Annotated in this window: 17 protein-coding genes; 10 read left to right on the top strand and 7 right to left on the bottom strand. The window is 59.7% G+C overall.

Annotated features, from left to right (window positions below; translation table 11 throughout):
* Positions 1-173 precede the first annotated feature (173 nt).
* The 4 genes from ptsP to ACKZ62_RS24335 are packed head-to-tail and all read left to right on the top strand — an operon-like array spanning position 174 to position 7266.
* Positions 174-3032, top strand: coding sequence for a phosphoenolpyruvate--protein phosphotransferase (ptsP, locus tag ACKZ62_RS24350; RefSeq protein ID WP_447095928.1), 2859 nt, complete (start codon positions 174-176; stop codon positions 3030-3032).
* Positions 3033-3953 (top strand): 1-phosphofructokinase, encoded by a 921-nt coding sequence (pfkB, locus tag ACKZ62_RS24345; RefSeq protein WP_032886209.1) that lies wholly within the window; start codon positions 3033-3035, stop codon positions 3951-3953.
* A gap of 11 nt (positions 3954-3964) precedes the next feature.
* Positions 3965-5680: a PTS fructose-like transporter subunit IIB gene (locus tag ACKZ62_RS24340; protein WP_095183809.1), complete on the top strand. Its 1716-nt coding sequence runs from the start codon at positions 3965-3967 to the stop codon at positions 5678-5680.
* A gap of 44 nt (positions 5681-5724) precedes the next feature.
* Positions 5725-7266: an alkaline phosphatase D family protein gene (locus tag ACKZ62_RS24335; RefSeq protein ID WP_447095927.1), complete on the top strand. Its 1542-nt coding sequence runs from the start codon at positions 5725-5727 to the stop codon at positions 7264-7266.
* Positions 7267-7322: 56 nt separating this feature from the next.
* Here the strand turns inward: ACKZ62_RS24335 and ACKZ62_RS24330 are convergent, their stop codons facing one another.
* On the bottom strand, positions 7323-9848 hold the full coding sequence (locus ACKZ62_RS24330) for a PepSY domain-containing protein (protein ID WP_447095926.1): 2526 nt from the start codon (positions 9846-9848) through the stop codon (positions 7323-7325).
* 135 nt (positions 9849-9983) lie between these two features.
* Positions 9984-12287, bottom strand: a complete 2304-nt coding sequence (locus tag ACKZ62_RS24325; protein ID WP_447095925.1) for a TonB-dependent receptor — start codon at positions 12285-12287, stop codon at positions 9984-9986.
* A 205-nt stretch (positions 12288-12492) separates the two neighbouring features.
* On the opposite strand from ACKZ62_RS24325, the gene ACKZ62_RS24320 reads away from it, so the two are divergent.
* The 4 genes from ACKZ62_RS24320 to ACKZ62_RS24305 all read left to right on the top strand — a co-directional run bounded on the left by ACKZ62_RS24320 (position 12493) and on the right by ACKZ62_RS24305 (position 14762).
* Positions 12493-13173, top strand: a complete 681-nt coding sequence (locus ACKZ62_RS24320) for a Fe2+-dependent dioxygenase (RefSeq protein ID WP_032886214.1) — start codon at positions 12493-12495, stop codon at positions 13171-13173.
* Between the two features lie 2 nt (positions 13174-13175).
* A complete protein-coding gene (locus tag ACKZ62_RS24315) occupies positions 13176-13925 on the top strand; it encodes a tetratricopeptide repeat protein (protein WP_122680378.1) in 750 nt (249 codons plus the stop codon).
* A gap of 197 nt (positions 13926-14122) precedes the next feature.
* A complete protein-coding gene (locus tag ACKZ62_RS24310) occupies positions 14123-14305 on the top strand; it encodes a type II toxin-antitoxin system HicA family toxin (protein WP_095183815.1) in 183 nt (60 codons plus the stop codon).
* A 55-nt stretch (positions 14306-14360) separates the two neighbouring features.
* Complete coding sequence (locus tag ACKZ62_RS24305; protein ID WP_095183816.1) at positions 14361-14762, top strand: type II toxin-antitoxin system HicB family antitoxin; 402 nt, start codon at positions 14361-14363, stop codon at positions 14760-14762.
* Positions 14763-14835: 73 nt separating this feature from the next.
* On the opposite strand, the gene ACKZ62_RS24300 is transcribed toward ACKZ62_RS24305, so the two are convergent.
* The 5 genes from ACKZ62_RS24300 to ACKZ62_RS24280 all read right to left on the bottom strand — a co-directional run bounded on the left by ACKZ62_RS24300 (position 14836) and on the right by ACKZ62_RS24280 (position 20483).
* Positions 14836-15999 (bottom strand): type III PLP-dependent enzyme, encoded by a 1164-nt coding sequence (locus tag ACKZ62_RS24300; protein WP_032886216.1) that lies wholly within the window; start codon positions 15997-15999, stop codon positions 14836-14838.
* Positions 16000-16996: 997 nt separating this feature from the next.
* Positions 16997-18154 (bottom strand): osmoprotectant ABC transporter ATP-binding protein OsmV, encoded by a 1158-nt coding sequence (locus tag ACKZ62_RS24295; protein ID WP_032886218.1) that lies wholly within the window; start codon positions 18152-18154, stop codon positions 16997-16999.
* Positions 18151-18804 carry an ABC transporter permease gene (locus ACKZ62_RS24290; protein WP_027604864.1) on the bottom strand — a complete coding sequence of 218 codons (654 nt, stop codon included), beginning with the start codon at positions 18802-18804 and terminating at the stop codon, positions 18151-18153. Before ACKZ62_RS24290 ends, ACKZ62_RS24295 begins: the two co-directional genes overlap by 4 nt.
* Positions 18805-18816: 12 nt before the next feature.
* Positions 18817-19710, bottom strand: a complete 894-nt coding sequence (locus tag ACKZ62_RS24285; RefSeq protein WP_032886219.1) for a glycine betaine ABC transporter substrate-binding protein — start codon at positions 19708-19710, stop codon at positions 18817-18819.
* Positions 19711-19730: 20 nt separating this feature from the next.
* The gene (locus ACKZ62_RS24280) at positions 19731-20483 is read right to left on the bottom strand and encodes an ABC transporter permease (RefSeq protein ID WP_242460935.1); all 753 of its coding nucleotides are present in this window, start codon (positions 20481-20483) and stop codon (positions 19731-19733) included.
* A 295-nt stretch (positions 20484-20778) separates the two neighbouring features.
* Here ACKZ62_RS24280 and ACKZ62_RS24275 point away from each other — a divergent pair, with 295 nt between their 5' ends.
* Positions 20779-22362 carry a peptide chain release factor 3 gene (locus ACKZ62_RS24275; protein WP_032886221.1) on the top strand — a complete coding sequence of 528 codons (1584 nt, stop codon included), beginning with the start codon at positions 20779-20781 and terminating at the stop codon, positions 22360-22362.
* 248 nt (positions 22363-22610) lie between these two features.
* Positions 22611-23984: a DUF6002 family protein gene (locus tag ACKZ62_RS24270; protein ID WP_447095924.1), complete on the top strand. Its 1374-nt coding sequence runs from the start codon at positions 22611-22613 to the stop codon at positions 23982-23984.
* The last annotated feature ends 1 nt before the right edge of the window (position 23985 follow it).

Below are 23985 nucleotides of genomic sequence, written 5' to 3'. Positions count from 1 at the left end.
GCGTAATCTGCCTTAAATTCTAGATTAAACGTTTCAGCCAGCGTATTTTTACGACGTTCGCTACTGAGTGCCTACTGCCAATTGACTACTCAGTCAGTTATTACCGAACGCCTCTACACTGTTTTATTCAAAACAATACCTAGTGCACCCATTGCACTAACTAGGAGAACGGCATGCTTGAGCTCACTGTAGAGCAGATATCCATGGGCCAAGTGGCTGCGGATAAATCTGCTGCCTTGCACCTGCTCGCTGACAAACTGGTGGCTGATGGCCTGGTCGCCGAGGGATACCTCAGCGGCTTGCAAGCCCGTGAAGCCCAAGGCTCGACCTTTCTCGGCCAGGGTATTGCCATCCCCCACGGCACTCCCGAAACCCGCGACCAAGTGTTTTCCACCGGCGTGCGCCTGTTGCAGTTCCCCGAAGGGGTGGACTGGGGCGACGGTCAGATTGTCTACCTGGCCATCGGCATTGCCGCCAAGTCCGACGAACACCTACGCCTGCTGCAACTGCTCACCCGCGCCCTCGGTGAAACCGATCTGGGCCAGGCCTTGCGCCGTGCTGGCAGCGCTGAAGCGTTGCTGAAACTGCTGCAAGGCGCCCCGCAGGAGCTGGCGCTGGACGCGCAGATGATCAGCCTGGGCGTGTCCGCCGATGACTTCGAAGAGCTTGTCTGGAGAGGCGCACGCCTGTTGCGCCAGGCCGATTGTGTGAGCAATGGTTTCGCCGCTGTGTTGCAGCAGGTCGATGCGTTGCCCCTGGGCGATGGCTTGTGGTGGTTGCACAGCGAGCAGACGGTCAAGCGCCCTGGTCTGGCGTTCGTCACGCCCGACAAACCCATGCGCTATCTCGGTCAGCCGCTCAATGGCCTGTTCTGCCTGGCCAGCCTGGGCGAAGCCCATCAGGCGTTGCTTGAACGCCTGTGCGCGCTGTTGATCGAAGGCCGAGGCCAGGAATTGGGTCGCGCCACCAGCAGCCGTGTGGTACTCGAAGTGCTGGGCGGTGAACTGCCGCCGGACTGGCCGAGTGCCCGCATCACCCTGGCCAACGCCCATGGCCTGCACGCGCGGCCGGCGAAGATCCTCGCGCAATTGGCAAAAAGTTTTGAAGGCGACATCCGTGTGCGCATCGTCGATGGCCCCGTGGGCGCCGTGTCGGTGAAGAGCCTGAGCAAGTTGCTCAGCCTGGGCGCCCGTCGCGGCCAGGTGCTGGAGTTTGTCGCCGAGCCGACCATTGCTGGTGATGCGCTGCCCGCGCTGTTGGCGGCAGTAGAAGAGGGCCTGGGTGAAGAGGTCGAGCCATTGCCGACCGCGAGCGCCCAGCCTGCCATCGTTGAGGCCGAACCCACGCTCAGCGCACCGCTGGCCGGCAGCCAGGTCCAGGCCATCGCCGCTGCGCCCGGCATTGCCATCGGCCCTGCGCATGTGCAGATCCAGCAAGTGTTCGATTACCCGCTGCGCGGTGAGTCCTCGGCCATTGAGCGCCAGCGCCTGCAAGATGCACTCGCTGAGGTACGCCGCGATATCCATGGCCTGATCGAGCGCAGCCAATCCAAGGCCATTCGCGAGATTTTTATCACCCACCAGGAAATGCTCGACGACCCGGAACTCACCGATGAAGTCGACACCCGTCTCAAGCAAGGCGAAAGCGCCGAAGCCGCCTGGATGAGCGTGATAGAAGCCGCCGCCAAGCAGCAGGAGTCGTTGCAGGATGCTCTTCTCGCTGAACGCGCCGCCGATCTGCGTGACATTGGTCGGCGGGTGCTGGCCCAACTGTGCGGTGTCGAAACCGCCCAAGAGCCTACCGAGCCCTACATCCTGGTGATGGACGAAGTCGGCCCTTCAGACGTTGCCCGTCTGGACCCGGCTCGCGTTGCCGGCATCCTCACTGCCCGTGGTGGCGCTACGGCCCACAGCGCTATCGTCGCCCGTGCCCTTGGTATCCCCGCGCTGGTCGGCGCCGGTCCGGCCGTGTTGCTGCTGGCCTCCGGCACGCCGCTGTTGCTGGATGGCCAGCGCGGTCGCCTGCACGTGGACGCCGACGCCGCCACCCTGCAACGCGCTACCGTCGAGCGCGACACCCGCGAACAACGCTTGCAAGCCGCCTCGGCCCAGCGTCACGAGCCAGCTGTCACCCGTGACGGCCACGCCGTGGAAGTGTTTGCCAATATTGGCGAGAGCGCAGGTGTTGCCAAAGCGGTCGAGCAGGGCGCCGAAGGCATTGGCCTGTTGCGCACCGAACTGATCTTCATGGCCCACCCGCAAGCCCCGGACGAAGCCACCCAGGAAGCCGAATACCGCCGCGTTCTCGACGGCCTCGACGGGCGCCCGCTGGTGGTGCGCACCCTTGATGTGGGCGGCGATAAACCGTTGCCTTACTGGCCGATTGCCGAGGAAGAAAACCCCTTCCTTGGTGTGCGTGGCATTCGCCTAACGCTGCAACGCCCGCAGATCATGGAGGCGCAATTGCGCGCGCTGTTGCGCTCGGCGGATAACCGTCCCCTTCGCATCATGTTTCCCATGGTCGGCAGCGTTGATGAATGGCGCGCAGCCCGGGACATGACCGAGCGCCTGCGCCTGGAAATCCCGGTGGCCGACCTGCAACTGGGCATCATGATCGAAGTGCCATCCGCTGCGTTGTTGGCGCCGGTGCTGGCCAAAGAGGTCGACTTCTTCAGCGTTGGCACCAACGACCTGACCCAGTACACCCTGGCCATCGACCGTGGCCACCCGACCTTGTCGGCCCAGGCCGATGGCCTGCACCCCGCGGTACTGCAACTGATCGATATCACCGTGCGTGCGGCCCATGCCCATGGCAAATGGGTCGGCGTATGCGGCGAGCTGGCGGCAGACCCGCTGGCGGTGCCGGTGCTGGTCGGCTTGGGTGTGGATGAGTTGAGTGTGTCCGCCCGCAGCATTCCTGAAGTGAAAGCGCGGGTGCGTGAATTCAGTCTGAGCGAGGCCCAGGGCCTGGCGCAAAAAGCACTGGCGGTGGGTTCTCCTGCTGAAGTGCGTGCCCTTGTGGAGGCCGTGTAAATGGCAAGGATTCTAAGCCTGACGCTGAACCCGGCGTTGGACCTTACGGTGCGCCTGCCGCGCCTGGAACCCGGTGAAGTCAACCGCAGCGACACCGTGCTCACCCATGCCGCCGGCAAGGGTGTGAATGTGGCGCAAGTGTTGGCAGATCTTGGGCATCAGGTGACCGTGGGCGGCTTTCTGGGGGAGGACAATCCTCAAGCTTTTGAGGCCCTGATCGCACGCCGTGGTTTTGCCGACGCGTTTATCCGCGTCCCCGGCGAAACCCGCAGCAATATCAAGATTGCCGAGCAGGACGGCCGGGTCACCGACATCAACGCGCCAGGGCCGCTGGTCAGTGAGCAGGCGCAACAGGCGTTGCTCGATCAGCTCACGCGAATTGCCCCCGGGCATGACGCGGTGGTGGTCGCCGGCAGCTTGCCTCGCGGCGTCACCCCGCAGTGGTTGCATGGGGTGTTGGTGCAGTTGAAACACCTCGGTTTGAAAGTCGCGCTGGACACCAGCGGCGAAGCGTTGCGCGCCGGTTTGCAGGCGGGCCCATGGTTGGTCAAACCCAATACTGAGGAACTCGCCGACGCTCTGGATAACGCTGCGGATGCCATCAGCCAACTGCATCAACAAGGTGTGGAACATGTGGTTGTCTCCGACGGTGCCGCAGGCGTGAGCTGGTACAGCTCGGGCGCCACACTGCATGCGACGCCGCCCAAGGTCGCGGTGGCCAGCACCGTAGGCGCCGGCGACTCGCTGCTGGCCGGTATGCTCCACGGTCTGCTCAGCGGCGAAGCCCCCGAGCACACCCTGCGCCGCGCCACTGCGATTGCTGCGATGGCGGTGACGCAGATCGGTTTTGGCATCAGCGATGACGCGCAGTTGGCGCACCTCGAAAGCGGCGTCCTCGTACGCCCGCTGACAGAACAATAAGAGGGTTTGTGATGAAGTTAGCCATTGTTACTGCCTGCCCGAACGGCATGGTCACCAGTGTGCTGTGTGCCCGCTTGTTGGACGCTGCCGCGCAACGCCAGGGTTGGAGCACCAGCGTTGAAGTGGTGGATGTGCAGCACCCGGAACGCGCGCTGTCCCAGGCGACCATCGACGCTGCTGAGTGGGTGTTGCTGGTCAGCAGCACGCCGGTGGATATGCAGCGCTTTGTTGGCAAGCGCGTGTTCCAGAGCACGCCGGCCCAAGCGCTGGCGGATGTTGAAGCGGTATTGCGCCGGGGCGCTGAAGAAGCACTGGTGCATGTCGCCAGCCAAGCGCCAGCGGCGTCGAAGCAGGCACCGCGTATCGTCGCGGTTACCGCTTGCCCCACTGGCGTGGCCCATACCTTCATGGCCGCCGAAGCCTTGCAGCAGACGGCCAAGCGCCTGGGCTATGACTTGCAGGTCGAGACCCAAGGCTCGGTCGGCGCACGCACGCCGCTGAGCCCGGAGGCTATCGCCAACGCGGACGTGGTCTTGCTCGCGGCGGACATTGAAGTCGCCACCGAGCGCTTCGCCGGCAAGAAGATCTACCGCTGCGGCACCGGCATTGCCCTCAAGCAATCCGAAGCGACCCTTAACAAGGCCTTGGCCGAAGGCGCCGTGGAAAACGCGGGCAACGCTGCCGTGGCCAAGAAAGAAAAAACCGGCGTGTACAAACACCTGCTCACCGGGGTGTCGTTCATGTTGCCGATGGTGGTGGCGGGCGGCTTGTTGATCGCTTTGTCGTTTGCCTTTGGCATTCACGCGTTCGAGCAGGAAGGTACTTTGGCGGCCGCGTTGAAAACCGTCGGCAACAGTGCCTTTACGCTGATGGTGCCGCTGTTGGCGGGTTATATCGCGTACTCGATTGCCGACCGTCCGGGTATCGCACCGGGTATGATCGGCGGCCTGTTGGCCGGCACGTTGGGGGCGGGGTTTATCGGCGGCATCCTTGCCGGTTTCCTGGCGGGTTACTGCGTCAAGTTGATCACCCGTGCTGTGCAATTACCGCAAAGCATGGAGGCGCTCAAGCCGATCCTGATCATCCCGTTGCTGGCGAGCCTGATTACCGGCCTGGCGATGATCTATCTGGTGGGCCCGCCTGTGGCGCGCATGCTGACCAGTCTCACGGATTTCCTTAGCACCATGGGCACCACCAATGCGGTGCTGTTGGGCATCCTGCTGGGCGGCATGATGTGCGTGGATCTGGGCGGGCCGATCAACAAGGCAGCCTATGCGTTTTCGGTGGGTTTGCTGGCAGCGTCCAGTGGGGCGCCGATGGCCGCGACCATGGCGGCCGGCATGGTGCCGCCGATTGGCATGGGCATCGCAACGTTCCTGGCGCGTCGTAAATTTGCCCAGACCGAGCGCGAAGCCGGCAAGGCCGCGATGATCCTTGGCCTGTGCTTTATCTCTGAAGGCGCGATCCCGTTTGCGGCTAAAGACCCGCTGCGGGTGATCCCTGCCAGCATCGCCGGTGGCGCGTTGACTGGCGCTTTGTCGATGTATTTCGGCTGCAAACTCGCCGCGCCCCATGGTGGGCTGTTTGTGCTGGTGATCCCGGGTGCAATCAACCACGCGCTCTTTTACCTGTTGGCGATTGTCGCGGGTAGCCTGTTGACCGGTTTGGTCTATGCCGTGATCAAACGTCCTGAAACGGTGGAACTGGCTGTCGCACCGGTGTCATAAGCGCGTGCTTAAGTGGCCCTTTTGATACTCAAGAGGGCACCTGCATGAGCCATTTCGATCTGGGCCGGCGCCGTGTGATGCAAGTCGTCGGCGCCGGCCTTTTGCTGCCGGGTCTGGCGCCGGCGGTGATTGCTTCGGTGAAGGACCGGCCGCAACTCACCGACGGCGTACAGTCCGGCGACCTACTGGGCGACCGCGCCCTTATCTGGAGCCGCAGCGACCGCCCGGCGAGGATGGTGGTGGAGTGGGACACCCGCAGCGTGTTCAGCAACCCACGCCGATTCATCTCGCCTTTGGCCGACAACCGCAGCGACTTCACCGCCCGCGTCGAACTCACCGGGCTGCCCGCCGACCAGGCGATCTTCTACCGTGTGCACTTCGAAGATGCCCAAACCGGTATCGCCAGCGAGCCGTGGTTCGGCCACCTGCGCAGCGTGCCGCAACAGCGTCGCGACATCCGGTTTGTGTGGAGTGGCGACACCGTCGGCCAAGGCTTCGGCATCAACCCGGACATCGGCGGCATGCGCATCTACGAAGCCATGCGCCTGCGCCTGCCGGACTTCTTTATCCACAGCGGCGACACCATCTACGCCGACGGCCCGGTGCCGGCGCAACTGCCCACCGAAGGCGGACGCATCTGGCGCAATATCACCACCGAGGCCAAGAGCAAAGTTGCTGAAACCCTCGACGAATACCGCGGCAACTACCGCTATAACCTGCTGGATGAAAACGTACGCCGCTTCAATGCTGAAGTGCCGCAGATCTGGCAGTGGGACGACCACGAGGTTGTGAACAACTGGTCGCCCAGCAAGCAACTCGATGAGCGTTACCAGACCAAGGACATCAACACCCTGGTCGGTCGTGCGCGCCAGGCCTGGTTGGAATATGCGCCGATGCGTTTGCAGGGCGCCGATGGCGGCGGGCGGATTTATCGCAAGCTAAGCTACGGGCCGCTGCTGGATGTGTTTGTGCTGGATATGCGCAGCTATCGCGGCGGCAACGATGACAATCTGGGCGGTGAAAAACCCTTCCTTGGCCGCGAACAGCTGGACTGGCTCAAGCGCGAACTCAAGGCTTCGACGGCGCAATGGAAAGTGATCGCCGCCGACATGCCCATTGGCCTGGGTGTGCCCGACGGTGAAGTCAGCCCCGGCGTGCCGCGCTGGGAGGCGATTGCCAATGGTGATCCCGGCCCGGCGCAAGGGCGCGAGCTGGAAATCGCCGAACTGTTGGCATTTCTGCGCGCGCAGAAAGTACGTAATCACGTGTGGCTGACGGCGGATGTGCACTACTGCGCGGCGCATCACTATCACCCGGATCGGGCGGCGTTTCAGGATTTTGAGCCGTTCTGGGAGTTTGTTGCCGGGCCTTTGAATGCGGGCAGCTTCGGCCCGAACCCCTTGGATAAAACCTTTGGCCCTGAGGTGGTGTTCGAGAAGGCCCCACCCGCGCAGAACACCTCGCCGTTTGCCGGGTTTCAGTTTTTTGGCGAAGTGCAGATTGATGGGCAGACAGCGGAGTTGACTGTGACTTTGCGCGACTTGGATGGGGTCTCGGTATTCCAGCAAAAACTGCAACCGGTCTGACTTGAAATGCACTCTAAATGAGGGAGGAGGCTTGCCCCCTCCCTCATTGGATCACATCAGTAGACATCCCGGCGGTAGCGACCTTGTTCGATCAAGCGCTCCACCGCTTCACTTCCCAGTATGTCGACCAGCGCCTGATCCACCCCGGCCGCCATCCCCTGCAAACTTCCGCACACGTAAATCGCTGCGCCATCGGCCAGCCATTTGCGCAGCACATCGGCCGATTCGCGCAGGCGGTCCTGCACGTAAATCTTCTCTTCCTGATCGCGGGAGAATGCCAGGTCCAGCAACGCCAAATCACCGCTGGCCAGCCAGCCTTGCAGTTCGTCCTGGCACAGGTAGTCGTGGGCGATATTGCGTTCGCCGAACAGCAGCCAGTTGCGCTGCTGGCCATCGGCAATCCGCGCCTTGAGCAAGCTGCGCAAGCCCGCCAGACCGGTGCCATTGCCCAGCAGGATCAGCGGCACTGGGACGTCCGGCAGGTGGAAGCCACTGTTACGCCGCAGGCGCAGGCTGATGCCCGTGCCGAGGGCTGCGTGTTCGGTGAGCCAGCCGGAACCCAGGCCCAGGCTGCCGTCGGGGTGGCGTTCCTGGCGCACGATCAACTCCAGCACGCCGTCGCTGGCAATCGAGGCGATGGAGTATTCGCGCATGCCCAAGGGCGCCAATGCGTTCACCAGCGCCTGGGCATGCATGCCCACCAGATGCGCACGGTTTCCCGGCAGTTGGCGCGTGGCCAGGGCTTGAGCGAGTGGAGTGGCCAAACCGTCGATCAACACGCCATCGGTGCCGGTCAGGCCAAGCCCACTCAGGAAGTGCTCAATGGCCCATGGACAGTTGCGGGGCAGCACTTCTACCAAATCGCCGGCTTGCCAGCTTTGTGGCGAAGGCGGGGTGAGGCCGAGCAGGTAAACGTCCGAGCCCGTGCTGTTGCGGTTGAGCAGGCTGCGTTGGGTGAGTGTCCAGTGTTCGTACTGGGCCGTCGGCCATGCAGCGGCCGGTGCCTGACCGGTTAACTGTCCGAGCTCTTGTTGCCAATGCAGCAGCGCGGCCGTGTCGCCGCTGTCCACTTCCACCGGGGCGAACAGCGGGTTGCCGCCCTGGTTGGTCAGCCAGAAATGCAGGCGCCGGGCAAAGCCGCAGAAGTGTTCGTACTGACGATCACCCAGGGCCAGCACCGAGTAATTCAGGCCCTTGAGGGAAAGGTCCTGGCCGAGCACTGAGCGTTCAAAACCACGGGCGTTGTCCGGGGCTTCGCCGTCGCCGAAGGTGCTGACCACGAACAGCGCATTTTCTGATTGGCGCAGATCGTCCTGGCTCACACTGCCCAAGGACTGCACTTTCACTGGCAGGCCAGCTGCCTGCAATTGTCCGGCGGTCTGCCAGGCCAGTTGCTCGGCAAACCCGCTCTGGCTGGCAAAGCCGATCAGCCAGGCCGGAGCGTCGCTGTGGTTGGCGCTGAGGCCGTTGCGGGCGTCGCGCACCTGGCGTTTTTTGCGGCGACGGTCCAGGTACAGCAACCAGCCAGTGATGAAGAACAGCGGCATCAGCAATGAGCTGACGGTAAGGATGATTCGCCCGGCCAGGCCGAAGTAACTGCCGGTGTGCAGCGCATAGATGCTGGTCAACAACTGCGCCTTGAAGCTTTTGCTGGCGTACTGGTCATGGGATTTGACCTCGCCGGTGGCCGGGTCCAGGTTGATCTGGTTGAGGGCGCGGTCATGGGGCGAGTCTTTCAACAGGTAGTAGACGGTCGCCGGTTGCCCTGCAATGGCGGGCATGCGGATGTTATAGGCATTCAAACCCGGGCCGGCCTGGCTGTAGATGCTGCTCCACATCGCGTCATAGTTGGCGACCGGTGCCGGGCCTTCCGGCGGCGGGCCGCGCTTGCGCATCCGCTCGGTTTGCGGCGCATCGGACAGCAGTTTGTTCAGGCCCTGGCTGTACCAGTCGTAGGACCAGGACAACCCGGTGAGCGCCGCGAGCAAGTAAGCCAGCAGGCACCAGGTGCCGAATACCGAGTGCAGGTCCCAGTTGAAACTGCGGCCTTTTTTGCGCCAGTCCAAGGTCAGCCACACGCGCCAGTTTGCCACCTGGCGCGGCCAGCGCAGGTACAGGCCGGACAGGCAGAAAAACACCAGGATCAGCGTGCAGGCGCCCGTGATATTTCGCCCGGTTTCACCCATGGCGAGGAAGCGGTGCAGTTGCAGGATAAAACCGAAGAAGTCCTGGCCAACCGCGTCGCCCATGTAGTCGCCGGTGTAGGGATCGAAGTAGCGCAGTTGGCCACGTCGCTCACCCGGCGGTGGGGTAAAGAACACGCGCGCGGCGTTGCCACTTTCGCTTTCCACGAACAGCATGGACACGGTCTTGCCTTCGGTGGCTTCCAGTTTGCGCACCAGTTCGGCAGGCGGCAGTACGCCGGCTTCGCGTTTTTCTACGCTCAGTACGTGCGGGTTGAGAGCCCGCAGTAGTTCATCCTGGAACGAAACCGCAGCCCCGGTGATCCCCATCAAGGCCAGCACCAGTCCGGCAGTAATGCCGAAGAACCAGTGCAACTGGAACAGGGTTTTCTTCAACACGTCTGACCGCCTCGTCTATCTGGGTATGTAGGGCACGGCGCGCATTATGCCGTGGCCTGTCGAGAAACATTCTGTTTAACACGCAAAAGCCCCACGCATCCGATGCGTGGGGCTTTTTGCTATGTGGAGCGGTGGTTAGAAGTGGAAGCTGGTGGACACCAGCGCCGTGCGCCCAGCCGCCTGGTTGGCGAAGTGCGAGGCGTAGGCCTTGTCGTAATAAGTCTTGTCCGTGAGGTTTTGCACGTTCAACTGCAGGTCGACGTTTTTGGTCAGCTTGTAGCTGGCCATGGCGTCGTAGCGAGTGTAGGACGGCACGTACACGGTGTTGGCCGCATCGCCATAAACCTGGTCGACGTAGAACGCGCCACCGCCGACGGTCAGCTTCGGCGTTACGTCGTACGTGGTCCACAGGCTGAAGGCGTTCTTCGGGGTGTTGGGCATTTGGTTGCCTTTGTTGGAACCGGCCTGGACCACGCCCTGGCGGTTACCGTTTTTGCCTGGGTCAACCAGTTCGGCTTTCAGGTAGCTGTAGCCGGCGAACACTTGCCATTGATCGGTGATCTTGCCGCTGGCCGACAGTTCCAGGCCATCGACTCGCGACTCGCCCGCCGTTTCGTAGGTGTTGGAATCCACCAGAATGCGGGTGTTTTTCTTCTCGGTGCGGAACACCGCTGCAGCCAGGGACAGGCGGTTGTGGAACAGGTCCCACTTGGTGCCCAGCTCGTAGTTGACGGTTTCTTCGGGTTTCAGGTCGCTGGTGTTGATACCGGTCGGGATCGCGTTGTTGTCGACGCCTTCACCCACCAGGCCGCCGGCCGGCGATGCCGAAGTGGCGTAGGAGGTGTAGATGCTGCCGTTGTCCAACGGCTTCCAGACCAGGCCGGCCTGCCAGTTGAAGAACTGGCTGTCGTCCTTGACCTTGCTGCGTGCCTTGACCGTCGAGGAGGGGACGGCATTGGTGTTGGCTTCGGTGTCGAAGGTGTCGTAGCGCAGGCCGACGTTCAGCAACCATTTCGGGTCCAGCTCAATGGTGTCGAACACGTAGGCGGCGCGGCTGGTGGCCTTGGTGTTGGTGCCGTTGTAGTTGCGCGCGATGCTGCCGGTCCAGGCGTCATCCGGGTTCGGGTTGCTCAGCGAGGTGCACTGACCGCCCAGGCTGCCGGCGGCCACGGTACAGGTCGGGTTGGTGTTCGGGCTGACGGTGTAACCGCTGACGCGGGTTTCTTCGCCAGTGAATTCCAGACCGGTGGAGTAACTGTGCTTGAAGCCCAGGGCCTGGAAGTTGCCGAACAGGTCGGTCTGGTTGGTGGTGGTCGTGGTGGTCGACACGCGGGTGTTGGCGCGGCGCCAAACGGTACCGAAACGGTTGACGTTGCGCTGGCTGTCGTCGGGCTGGGTAAGGACGTAGTCCTGGCCGGTGCTGCCATGGCGCAGGGTGTTTTTCAGCGTCATGTCGTCGTTCAGGTCGTGCTCAATGGAGATTGTGCTGATGTCGGCGCGGGTCTTTCGGAAGTCACGATCCTTGAGACCGTAGAAGTTATTGCTGTCGCCGCCGTCGGTGGGCTTGTCATGGCCGCGGGTGGTGGCGGTCGACGAGCTATAGCCGTAGGGAATGCCCGAATCCGGCAGGTCGTTGCTTTCCATGTGGTAGTAGCTGAGGTTGACGCGGGTCGGGGTGCCCAGGCCAAAGGTCAGCGACGGGGCCACGCCCCAACGGTCGTAATTCACGGCGTCACGGCCGGCCACGTTCTGCTCATGGGTCATCAGGTTCAGGCGGAACGCGGCGCTGTCGTCGAGGAACTGGCGGTTTACATCGAGCACGTAGCGACGGGTCTGGTCGGAACCGTAGGTGAAACCGCCGTTGGTGAAGTCCCGGGCTTGCGGGGTTTTGCTCACCAGATTGAGGCTGCCACCGGCCGAGCCACGACCGCCGAAAGAGGAGTTCGGGCCTTTGCTGACTTCAATGGACTCGATGTCGAAAATCTCACGGCTCTGGCCGCCGGTGTCGCGAACACCGTCCAGGTAGGTGTCACCCTGGGCATCGAAGCCGCGGATGAATGGACGGTCACCTTGAGGGTTGCCGCCTTCGCCGGCGCCGAAGGTAATGCCCGGTACGGTGCGCAAGGCATCCTGCAACGAGGTAGCGGCGGTGTCCTTGAGTACTTGTTGCGGCACGACGGTGACGGAACGTGGCGTGTCCACCAGAGGCGCAGTGTATTTCTGCGAAGAGGCTTTCTCGACCTGGTAGGAGGTAGCGTCCTGTTCTTCCCCGGTGATGCTGGTGGCGCCCAGGGAGATGCTGTTGCGCTGGCCTTTTTGTTCTGTGTCTTCGGCCGCTTGCGCCATATGGGCGACAGAACTGGCACCGAGGGCGACGCCGATGGCCGAGGCCAGCAAACGCGGTGAACTGGCAGTTGTTTTTAGCGTAGTGCGCGACATGACGTGTCCTTTCCCCAAGGATGTGAGGCCGCGGAATATAGGGTGAACAAGTATTCATATCAATTGCGATACATTGCTAATTGCGCTGAATTTACATTCTTTACACTTTTGGCTTACGGTTTTTACGGACTCGTCCGTCATGGCGTTTTACAGGGAGGATAAGAATCAATACCATTGGCGCCTCTCTGCCTACAGGTATTGCCCCATGCTGCTGCACATTCCCGGCCTGTTCTCTCGCGAGGAAGTGCAGCGCATCCGCCAAGCCCTGGAAAGTGCCGATTGGGCCGACGGAAAAATTACCGCTGGGCATCAGTCCGCCAAAGCCAAACACAATCTGCAATTGCCCGAAGGCCACCCGCTGGCCAAGGAAATCGGCGCGGCGATGCTCGAACGTTTGTGGCAAAACCCTCTGTTCATGTCAGCGGCGTTACCACACAAAGTGTTCCCTCCGTTGCTGAACTGCTACACCGCCGGTGGCAGTTTCGACTTCCATATCGACAACGCCGTGCGTCAGCCTAAAGGCAGTCACGAGCGGGTGCGCACCGACCTTTCATCCACGCTGTTTTTCAGCGACCCGGATGAATACGACGGCGGCGAACTGGAGATCCAGGACACTTTCGGTCTGCAACGGGTCAAGTTGCCCGCCGGCGACATGGTGCTGTACCCCGGCTCCAGCCTTCACAAAGTCAACGCCGTAACCCGTGGCGCGCGCTATGCCTCGTTCTTCTGGACCCAAAGCCTGGTGCGCGAAGACAGCCAGCGCACGTTGCTGTTCGAGATGGACGGCGCGATCCAGCAACTGACCCGCGACGTGCCCGATCATCCCGCGCTGATTCAGCTCACCGGCACCTATCACAACCTGCTGCGTCGCTGGGTAGAGGTCTGAGCATGGGCTTCCTATTGCGCCGCGAAGAGGTGCTCAACGTCGAACAACTGCAAGGCATGCTCGACGACTCACCGGTACGCGCCGCCCAGGCGATTCTGATCGCAGCGAAGGAAGGTGTGGTGGATGCCCAGGCCTTGCTCGGGCAAATCCTGCTGGAGGGACGCGGCATTGCACGCGATGAAGCGCTGGCATTGCGCTGGTTCCGCATCGCGGCTCAGAGCGGGCATTTGATGGCCCGTAATATGGCCGGGCGTTGCCTTGAGCATGGCTGGGGCTGTGCCGTCGATGAAGCGGCGGCGGTGCGGGAGTACCGCTTGGCGGCGCAGGCCGGATTGGATTGGGGGCAGTACAACTACGCCAACTTACTGGCGACCGGCCGTGGTGTTGCTGAAGATCAGCAGCAAGCACTGATGTGTTATCGCCAGGCGGCGGAGCAGGGGCACGCCAAGTCGATGAACCTGCTGGGGCGCTACCTGGAAGAAGGCCAGTTTTGCCCGAAGGACCTGGATGCAGCCGTTGAGTGGTACCGCCGCTCAGCCGAAGGCGGGGATTTTCGCGGGCAGTTCAGTTATGCGGCGGTGTTGGCCGACAGAGGCCAGATCGAGGCGGCGCTGGAGTGGCTGCGCAAGGCGTTGGCGGGCGGTAATCTGAAGTTCCTGCGCACGGCGCACAAGGCGCTGGCAGCGGCGAATGATCCGCGTATTCGTGCGATGGCGCAGGCCTATCAACAGCGGGCTGCGATACTTTCATAGTGCACAAAAGCTTTTAACAGTCCGTGGCATAGAAACTGACATTACTTCGCTGGCGAAAAGGATTTACACATCGTCATCATTGCCTCACGCGAGCCTGCTTATACGTTAAGCGGGCTTTTTCATTGGTGTGTCTCGTGTGTATAAAAAAGCGCATTGCCTAATGGCGGTGTGTAATATACACACTGAAGGGTGAGGCGATGAGAAGTCGAGAGGTGATTGAGCTGCTGGTTGCGGATGGTTGGTTTGAGGTGGCAGTAAAGGGCAGTCATCACCAGTTCAAACACCCGGTGAAGCGAGGGCGAGTGACCGTTCCTCATCCCAAGTCGGAAATTGCAAAGGGCACTTTGCACAGTATTTTCAAGTCAGCAGGTCTCAAGTGATGGCCCCGATTGATGAGTTGAATGAGTTCTGTGAGGCTCGTTCAAAGGAGGAACAATGAAGTTTCCCGTGGTAGTACATAAAGATGCTGACTCGGACTACAGCGTGACGGTCCCCGACGTACCAGGGTGTTTTTCGGCTGGTGGGTCGTTTTCCGAAGCGCTGGATAATGTCCGTGAGGCACTCGCACTGCATCTGGAAGGGCTGGTTGCAGACCAGGAAACACTTCCCCATGCGCAGGAGGTTGATGCCCATTGGGATAACCCGGATTTTGCCGGTGGCGTATGGGCGATAGTCGACTTTGATCTCACCCCTTATCTGGGGAGATCGGTGCGGTTCAATGCTTCTTTGCCGGAACAGTTGTTGCAGCGCATTGATGAGCGAGTGCAAAAGGATCACCGCTATGCGTCGCGGTCAGGGTTTCTGGCGACGGCGGCGTTGCGTGAGTTATCTGCGTGACGCAACGGGTGATGACAAATCACAGGCATAAAAAAACCCATGACACGTCATGGGTTTTTTATTGGCCGGCTACTTACACGTAGAACGACTTCAGCGGCGGAAAGCCATTGAACTCAACTGCGCTGTAGCTGGTGGTGTAGGCACCGGTCGACAACCAGTACAAACGATCACCGATGGCCAGGTTCAGCGGCAGGCCGTACTTGTAGTTTTCGTACATGATGTCGGCGCTGTCACAGGTTGGGCCGGCGATGACCACTTCTTCCATCTCGCCTTTCTTCTCGGTCCAGATCGGGAACTTGATGGCTTCGTCCATGGTTTCGATCAGGCCGGAGAACTTGCCCACATCCGTGTACACCCAACGCTCGACGGCGGTACGGGACTTACGTGCAACCAACACCACTTCGCTGACCAGGATACCGGCGTTGGCGATCAACGAACGGCCTGGCTCCAGGATGATTTCCGGCAGGTCGTCGCCGAAGTCTTCCTTGAGGAAGCGGATGATTTCTTCAGCGTAGGTTTCCAGGCTGTTGGTGCGGGTGATGTAGTTGGCCGGGAAGCCGCCGCCCATGTTGATCAGCTTGAGGTGGATGTTGTCTTCTTCCTTCAGGCGCTCGAAGATCACTTTGACCTTGGCGATTGCCGCGTCCCACACGCTGATGTCGCGCTGCTGGGAGCCTACGTGGAACGAGATACCGTACGGCACCAGGCCCAGGTCACGGGCAAGGATCAGCAGGTCCATGGCCATGTCGGTCTGGCAGCCGAACTTGCGCGACAGAGGCCAGTCAGCGGTGGTCGAGCCTTCGGTGAGGATGCGCACATACACTTTCGAACCCGGCGCGGCCTTGGCGATATTGCGCAGGTCGGCTTCGGAGTCGGTGGAGAACAGGCGCACGCCCTTCTCGTAGAAGTAGCGGATGTCCTTGGATTTCTTGATGGTGTTGCCGTAGCTGATACGGTCGGCGCTGACGCCACGGTCCATGACCTTGTCCAGCTCATAGATCGAGGCGATGTCGAAGCTCGAACCCTTGTCTTTCAACAGGTCGATGATCTCGACGGCAGGGTTGGCCTTGACCGCGTAATACACCTTGGCGAATTCGAAACCGGCGCGCAGGTCATCGTAGGCCTGGCTGATCATCGCGGTGTCGATTACCACGAACGGGGTTTCTTGCTTGTCGGCGAACGCCTTCATTTTGTCAAAAGTGGCGCGCGCGAAATAATCTTCGACGTTGATCGACATGCTGGGAACTCCTAAGGGCAAACTAAAATTAGCAATGGGTGCAAATGAACGTCCTCCGTATCCCCACTTTGGTTCGCCTACTTCCCAAGGCATGTCGCCGAAAGCAAAAAGGCCATGGGATCAACTGCGTCCCTTGGCCTTGCTGTCTCGTCGTCAGTACTTGAGCCGGATGGATCGTTTCCAGCATGGACGTTCGGCGCGAACTTTAGGGCGTGAGGGGCTTGAGATCAACTAAAAATGTCGCGTTTTTGCACGCGTTCGTCGCGCGATGGCGTGCAGCTACTTATGTAACCGACAGGTGTGACGGATTGATGTTCCCCAAAAGGGGAAAATTGAAGGGGATTCAGCGCTTTCGTGGCGAAGGAGTAAGTGCCTTCGCCACGAAGGCTATCAGCGTGGGGCAATCAGCCAACAAAACGTCAGAACGGAATCAGGGTGAAGCTATGGGTCTTCTTAATGTCCGGGTATTGAGCCGTGGAAACGATAAATGAAACGTTTGTAGTGCTCTGTACATTCCTTACCGTCAGCGTACCGTTCAGTGGCCCCGGGCCTGATGCGAAGCTGGCCCCTGATGTGCTTGTACTCCAGGTTGTGGTGACGTTTGGAATCGCGGTGCCGCGTTCGTCCACGAGCTGGGCAGCGATCGTCAATTTGAAGTCTTCGCCTCGTTTGACACGCTGTGGTTCAGCGATTCCACCGATGATCATTTCCGCTGGGGCCCGGGTTTTTTCCCGGAGATTGGAGTGGCCGATTCTTTCGTACTCATAGGGAGCCTCGTAGGTTCAAGACGTTAGGTGCAAGAGCGTTTCGATGTGTCGAGGCGCATTGGAACCTATTCCTGAATCCTTGGAACCTGTGAGTTCTGACAGTCTTTAAGGCTTAGTTAGAATGAGATTTGCGCGGCTTATCGCGTCCTGACTCGGCTCATGCACTGCCGGGTTTGTGGAAAACTCGAACAGTGATGGGCCGTTTCAGCGTGAATGGGTCTAACTGTGCATCAGCTCAAGGCTGTCTCAGCCGGCGAAACGATACTGGTCTTGCCCCCACGGGACTTACCGGAGCTCAGGTACTCGGCAATCGACTCCTGGGTCACTTCACCCAGGAACACCCGCTCGGCATCCATCACCGGCAGCCACGAACGGTTGAACTCGTACATACGCGACAACAGGATGCGCAAGTGCTCGTCATACGCCGCCGTGGCGTTGAATTCGCGCAGGTACTGGCCACAAGTGCCGGTCTGACGGTGCAGGTCGCGACGTCGTACATAACCCAGCGCTTTGTTCTCGGCGCAGGTGACGACCACATAGCGGCGGTCGGTTTCGTCCATCAGCTCCAGGGCATCGGCCACCGGGGTTTCCGGGCTCACCGACGGGGCGTTGTCCGCCGCGTCTTCGGCCTTCACCAGCAGCAGGCGCTTGAGGGTGCTGTCCTGGCCCACGAAGTTGCTGACGAACTCATCGGCCGGGTGCGCCAGCAGCGTATCCGGATGGTCGATCTGCAGCAGCTTGCCGGCCCGGAAGATCGCGATCTTGTCACCCAGCTTGATGGCTTCGTCGATGTCGTGGCTGACCATGATTACGGTCTTGTTCAGCGCGCGTTGCATCTCAAAGAACTCGTTCTGGATCATCTCGCGGTTGATCGGGTCGACCGCGCCGAACGGCTCATCCATCAGCAACAACGGCGCATCGGCCGCCAGTGCGCGAATCACGCCGATCCGCTGTTGCTGGCCGCCCGACAGTTCACGCGGGTAGCGGTGCAGATACTGCTTAGGCTCCAGCTTGATCATGCTCATCAACTCGCGCGCGCGGTCGTGGCATTTTTGCTTGTCCCAGCCGAGCAGCTTGGGCACGACCACAATGTTTTCCTCGATGGTCATGTTCGGGAACAGGCCGATCTGCTGGATCACATAGCCGATGTTGCGACGCAGGGTCACTTCGTCGAGGTCGGTGGTGTCTTCGCCGTTGATCAGGATCTTGCCCGAGGTCGGCTTGATCAGGCGGTTGATCATTTTCAGCGTGGTGCTCTTGCCGCAGCCCGAAGGGCCGAGGAATACGCAAATCTCGCCTTCGTTGACGGTCAGGCTTACGTCGTTCACGGCCGAAACAGTTTTGCCGTTGCTTTGAAAAGTCTTGGTCAGGTTTTGAAGTTCGATCATTTGAGCAGTCCTTTTGGAGTCAGCGAGCGTTGCAGCCATTGCAGAAGCAGGTCGGCGAAGATGGCCAGGAGACTGACCAGCACGGCGCCAACGATCAGCATCGACATGTCGCTGCGGCTGATGGAAGCCAGAATAAGTACACCCAGGCCACCGGCGCCGATGGTGGCGGCGATGGTCATGACGCCAATGTTCATCACCACGGCGGTGCGCACACCGGCGAGGATCACCGGCACGGCGATGGGCAGTTCGACCATGCGCAGGCGCTGGCCGAAGGTCATGCCGATGCCTTTGGCGGCCTCGCGAATGCCCGGTTCGACGCCGGTCAGCGCCAAGTAGGTGTTACGCATGATCGGCAACAGGGAGTAGAGGAACACGGCGGTGATCGCCGGCATCGGCCCCAGGCCCTGGCCAAACTTGGAGTAGAACGGCAGCAGCAGGCCGAACAGCGCGATGGACGGTACGGTCAGCAGCACCGTGGCGCTGGCTTGCAGCGGGCCAGCCAAGGTCGGGAAGCGCGTCATCAGCACGCCCAGGGGCACACCCACGACAATTGCCAGAATTACCGCGATGCCGACCAGGGTGATGTGCTGCCAGGTCAGGTGCAGGACTTGGGCCCAATCAAGATGGGAAAAGGCGTTCAGGAATTCCATGTCTTCTCCTTCTTAGTTGATGGGATGTTGGCGCAGGAAATCGGCGGCAACAGCGGATGGGCTTTCATGGTCGACGTCGACCCGCGCATTCAGCTGGCGCATGGTTTCGTCGTCGAACAGAGTGGCCAGCGGCTTGAGCTCGGCAGCCAGTTGCGGGTGCTTGTCGAGGTATTCCTGACGCACCACCGGCGCTGCGGTGTAGTCCGGGAAGTAGTGCATGTCATCCGCCAGCAGCTTGAGCTTGAAGGCGTTCAGGCGACCGTCGGTGGTGTAGACCAAACCGGCAAACACCTGGCCATTACGCAAGGCGGTGTAGACCAGGCCGGCGTCCATCTGCCGCGTGTTCTTGCGGGTCAGGTTCATGTCATACAGCTTGACCATGCCGGCCAAGCCGTCGGAGCGGTTGGCGAACTCGGTGTCCAGGGCCACCAGGCGGTGTTCCTTGGTGTCTTGCGCCATGGCTTTGGTGAGGTCGCTGATGCTGTTGATCTCAGGATGCTCTTCAGCCACTTTCTCTGGCAGTGCCAGGGCGTAGGTGTTGCTGAAGCGCGATGGCGAGAGCCAGACCAGGCCTTTTTTCGCGTCGAGTTCTTTGACCCGAGCGTAGGACTGTTCGCTGTTGAGCTTCTCGTCGATGTGGTTGTAGGCCACCAGCGACACGCCGGTGTATTCCCAGATCAGATCCAGTTGCCCGCTTTCCTGGGCACTGCGCGCCAGGTTGCTGCCCAGGCCGCCGGTCACGCGGGTGTCGTAACCCTTGGTGCGCAGGTACTGGGAAGTGATTTCGGCCAGCAGGGTCTGTTCGGTGAACACCCGTGCGCCGATGCGGATCACCGGTTTTTCAGCGGCTTGCGCAATACCTGCCAACAGCAGGGCGCAGCTCAATATCAAGGTCAGTTTTTTCATGTGAATTCCTTTGCAAAGCCTTAAGACGGACGCAACCCGCGCTCCAGCCAGAGGCGGCTGGCCATGGTCACCAGACCGTCAAGCAGCAAGGCCAGCAACGCGGTGCACGCGGCGCCGAGCAGCAATTGCGGCTGATTGTTCAGGGCGATGCCGGGGAAGATCAGACTGCCGAGGCTGTTTGCACCAATCAGGAACGCGAGCGGCGCAGTACCCACATTGATCGCCAGCGCCACGCGCACGCCGCCGATGATGATCGGCACGGCGTTGGGCAATTCCACACGAAACAGCACCTGGCGAGGCGTCATGCCGATGCCGGTGGCCGCTTCTTTCAGTGAGCCTTGAACGTTTTTCAGGCCTTCGTAGGTGTTGCGCACGATGGGCAGGAGGGACGCGAGAAACAACGCGAAGATGGCCGGACCACTGCCGATGCCGAGGACGCCGAGGGCGATGGCCAGTACGGCCAGGGGAGGGACGGTGTTACCGATGTTGAAGATCTGCATGAAGCGTTCTGCGCGCCCGACCATGTTCGGTCGGCTGAGCAGGATACCGGCGGGGATGCCCACAATCAGGGCTGCCAGCATGGAGACTAGAACAAGGATTAAATGAGCTTGCAGGTAAAACAACAAATCGTCGCGGTACAGTTCGATCGTGTTGATGCCGATCCAGTGGACCAGCAGGGCCAGGAGAGCGACGACAACCACTCCTCCTATCAGCCCTTTGCCATAGCGAATAGCCACAGGCGGACTCCTTTTTTCTTTTGTCGGCGAACACATTTCCGAGCGGCAATGCCATTCCTGGCTGTCGGCGAATGTGGTCGCGAAAAGCAGCTCGTCCATACCGGCAACGCGGTATCAATCCGAGCCATGAGCGCAGCCTCGTCAGGCTAACTTGCTGATTTATCAGCCCCTGTTCCGAGTGCGGTAGCAGGGGAGTGGACGTCTCTACCTTTTAAAAGGTTCCATACTTGGCAGCATTTAGCCACCCCTAATCGGGTGAACGGTGGTCCGGCCCCCGGGGTTTGCGCTATACTCGCCGCCCTTTTTTGACTCACCTGCCAGGCGATTTCCCATGACCCACCAGGCCGCCGAAGTCGCGAAACGCCGCACTTTCGCTATTATTTCCCACCCCGATGCCGGTAAAACCACCATCACCGAGAAGCTCCTGCTGATGGGCAAGGCGATCGCTGTGGCCGGCACGGTGAAATCCCGCAAATCCGACCGCCATGCGACATCCGACTGGATGGAGATGGAGAAACAACGGGGTATTTCCATTACCACGTCGGTCATGCAATTCCCGTATCGCGACCACATGGTCAACCTGCTCGACACCCCGGGCCACGAAGACTTCTCCGAAGACACTTACCGCACCCTGACTGCGGTGGACTCGGCCTTGATGGTCCTCGACGGCGGTAAGGGCGTTGAGCCACGGACCATCGCGTTGATGGACGTATGCCGCCTGCGCGATACACCTATCGTCAGCTTCATCAACAAACTCGACCGCGATATCCGCGACCCGATCGAGCTGTTGGATGAAATCGAAGCAGTCCTGAAGATCAAGGCCGCGCCGATCACCTGGCCGATTGGTTGCTACCGCGACTTCAAGGGCGTGTACCACCTGGCGGATGACTACATCATTGTCTACACCGCCGGCCACGGTCACGAACGCACCGAAACCAAGATCATCGAGAAACTCGACTCGGACGAAGCCCGCGCCCATCTGGGTGACGAGTACGACCGTTTTGTCGACCAGTTGGAACTGGTGCAGGGCGCCTGCCATGAGTTCAATCAGCAGGAATTCCTCGACGGCCAACTGACTCCGGTGTTCTTCGGTACCGCGTTGGGCAACTTCGGTGTCGACCATGTACTCGACGCCGTCGTGGACTGGGCGCCGAAGCCTTTGGCCCGTGTGGCCAACGAGCGCACGGTTGAGCCGGTCGAAGAGAAATTCACCGGTTTCGTGTTCAAGATCCAGGCGAACATGGACCCGAAACACCGCGACCGTATCGCCTTCATGCGTATCTGCTCCGGCAAATACGAAAAAGGCATGAAGATGCGCCACGTGCGCACCGGCAAGGACGTACGCATCGGCGACGCCCTGACGTTCTTCTCCTCCGAGCGTGAACAACTCGAAGAGGCTTACGCCGGCGACATCATCGGCCTGCACAACCACGGCACCATCCAGATTGGCGACACCTTCACCGAAGGCGAAGCGCTGGGCTTCACCGGCATCCCGCACTTCGCCCCGGAACTGTTCCGCCGCGTACGCCTGCGTGACCCGCTGAAATCCAAGCAACTGCGCCAAGGCCTGCAGCAACTGGCGGAAGAGGGCGCCACCCAGGTGTTCTTCCCCGAGCGCAGCAACGACATCATCCTCGGGGCCGTCGGTGTGCTGCAGTTCGATGTGGTCGCCAGCCGCTTGAAAGAGGAATACAAGGTCGAATGCTCCTACGAGCCAATCACCGTGTACTCCGCGCGCTGGATCGATTGCAGCGATAAGAAGAAGTTGGAAGAGTTCTCCAACAAGGCTGTGGAAAACCTTGCGGTCGACGGCGGCGGTCACCTGACCTACCTGGCGCCGACACGGGTCAACCTGGCGCTGATGGAAGAGCGTTGGCCGGATGTGAAATTCCGGGCTACTCGCGAGCACCATTAAGGTCTGAGCGGTAAGAAGAAGGGCGAAGCTGTGATGGCTTCGCCCTTTTTTGTGGGACCTCCCGATGAGTGCCATAGTGGTTTTCTAAATATTTATCTGTGGTTTTTTTCTTATAAAGCAGTAGTCCAAATCCTTCATATAAGTAGCTCTATTCTATTTCTTTGTTCGTCTTGATTTTCATGATGACAAGGGTTTTTCCTACGTCTAGCTTCCATGTCGCGCTACCCTATTTTATGGAGTAACTACAGATGGATAATGCTAACCCGGCAGCGGCGTTAAGAAGCGTGGAAGGAAGAGTCAATGAAAGGGTCGCTATTCTAGAACGCTACTACGATTTACTTTCACAAAGTTCTGCCGGTTTTGAATCGCCTAGCTCTAATGGCGGGTTCGAACCTTCAATGGAACTGCCGTTATTAAATGAGCCTATGCGCCAATTTCTTTCAGTAGCGACAGCGCAGTTTTTTGAGCTTGGAGCGTATAGGGACGTACCACTACGCTTACTTGATCTGAGAGGAAATCCAAATACACAAACAACGAAAACACTTGCATCGACCCTGATAGTTGCTCGCGCTATCTGTCATATCCAGAAAACAGGGGAGAGGATTTTACTGTTTTCACCTTCCTCGGGAAATAAGGCAATAGCATTGCGCGACGCTGTACTGCGTGCCCTGCAAGCAAAATTGGTTGATGAAACACAACTGAGGATTATTACACTGACCCCAACCCAAACTGTCGAAAAACTTAGATCTACAGAACTATATGACAACCCGAGGCTTCGTGCTCTAAATCCAATTTTCGTGCTAGATACGGACTCGCCAGAACGAGTGAAGGTGATCGGTCACGATTTTAAGGAGGCGTTTTCTAAGGCAGGGATCAGCGACCTAAAGTTATGGCATTCGCTACGCCTTGAAAACTACCGCTTTTCTGACCAAACCCGAGCTTTTTTTGACTTCGAATACGGAGACGCCTGGGATGTGGGCAGAAAAACAGTACATGTGCATGCAGTCTCAAGCGCATATGGACTCTTAGGCTATTTGTCAGGGGTAAAATTTTTAAGGGAGAACAAACACGCTGTAGCATCGCCATCATTTCTATTGGTCCAGCATTTGGCTACAAGTGACATGGTACTCCACATGCTGGATGGTGATTTTTCCGGAACGTCTACGCCTCGCTATTCACGTTTGGTCGGCGGACTATGGGGGCAATCAGCATCCCCACATTTCCCTGCTACGACTTGGAGTCCAAGTGAGGTCCTTGAACCAACTTTTTATACACATCAGCCTACTACTGCTGATGAGATGACTGCAGCAATAAGAGAAGGCGGCGGTTCAGGTATTGTTGTATCTCTTCATGAATGCTTGCAGCGTTATAGCGAGTGCGTGCAATTATTAGCGAATACGCCGGTGAAGCTACCCTCAGACCCTCGGGATCTCAAGGAGTGGTCATTAGTCATGGCGCTCTGCGGGTGTTTGAATGCAATTGATCGTGGATTATTAACGCCGAGTAACGGATGTACCATACATGCTTCTGGCTCCTACTCATGTCAGGATTATAAACGCATCCCTGCAAATGGTTTGACTTATATAAACACTGCTGAAGAAATGCTGGCTTTTTTTCGCTAGC

The organism is Pseudomonas sivasensis (assembly GCF_052938085.1).
Note: the sequence above shows the minus strand (reverse complement) of the source record. Positions and strands in the feature narration are given on the sequence as shown.